Raw genomic sequence first — 1,141 nt, 5'->3', positions numbered from 1 at the left:
GTTCGTAGAACACCGTCACGGGCATGGTGGGATGTTCTTTTCTTAGGGCTAAAATATGATCCTCATCATCGGGCGACAGACGCCTTGAGTGGCCGCGGTCCGAACGGCGCTTCGGCTTTAAGGCGTCAAAGCCCCCTTTTTTGTATCGGGTGCACCAATCGAGGATCGTCTTGGCTGCGATTCGTTTGTCGCCCTGGTGGGGAACATGGTGCACTCGCTCGCTCACCTCTTTCAGATACGTCTTCGGTTCCACCTGCCCATTCACCAACGGAGCGATTAGCCCGTACCGAAACAGGGCAATGTCGTGTCTCATCGACTCATCCATTCGAATCTCCTCCTGGTCTCACTTGGAATCAGGACCGTTCCGGTCCTCCTGCCCTTATCGTACCGAATTGCTTTTTCTCCGTCGATAGGAAAGGTTTGTGGGAACCGAAACTATTTCCAATTTAGGGTATGTATGTAAAATCAGGATCCCATTTAATTCGCAAAAGGGTGTCGGAATCCGCCCTCCCACATCTCTCTGATGGCCGAATCAAGACCGTGTTTCTCCAACGTCCGGATCCACCAGGAAGCCCGTTCCTTTTCTTTTTTCACGATAGGGCCTATGATCCTCCACCGCCTCGCAAAAAAGCTATGAAGGCTTGATAGGTTTCGGTAGAACCGTCGGACATAAAAGATGATGCCGTCCTTTGTCAGGAGGAACGGAGCCCGGTTCGTCCCCTCGGTCAATCCCAACTGCTCTTTCACGACTTGCCATATGGCGGACAACGTATACTGAAAATACGGGAGGAGAAAGGAAGGCAGCACACTCACCGTCTTCAAGCATTCCCGACAGCGATACCGGACAATCCAAATGCGATCATCACCATGTGGGGTCAATGCGTTTCGCTCATCGTAACCGTGGCGGTGCAACGGGCGCTTGGCCCGGCAATGCGGACACTTTTTCAGAAGAGGGAAGTCGTTTTCTTTTCCACGCTCTGCATACGTTTGGACGTCAATGCCAAAGTCATGAAATTGAATCACGTCCTCCTCCCCCTCCTATGAACCGATGGATTTTCTCTTCCGAAATAATTCACAAAAAATTTAGCACATTCTTTCAGAAAAGGGGAGAGGGCTTTCTGAAGGAATGTGCAAAAAAATG

General features: G+C 50.7%; 2 protein-coding genes. Both read right to left on the bottom strand.

The annotated features are described in order from the left end of the window. A partial coding sequence (locus ETC02_RS16615; protein ID WP_171698446.1) for a helix-turn-helix domain-containing protein occupies positions 1-325 on the bottom strand: 325 nt, incomplete at its 3' end. Between the two features lie 152 nt (positions 326-477). Next, the gene (locus ETC02_RS17910; protein WP_371810221.1) at positions 478-1,023 is read right to left on the bottom strand and encodes a DUF6431 domain-containing protein; all 546 of its coding nucleotides are present in this window, start codon (positions 1,021-1,023) and stop codon (positions 478-480) included. Positions 1,024-1,141 lie beyond the last annotated feature (118 nt).

The organism is Geobacillus sp. DSP4a, from assembly GCF_013096875.1.
In the GTDB taxonomy this organism is placed as follows: domain Bacteria; phylum Bacillota; class Bacilli; order Bacillales; family Anoxybacillaceae; genus Geobacillus; species Geobacillus thermophilus.
This window is presented reverse-complemented; position numbering and strand designations above follow the sequence as displayed.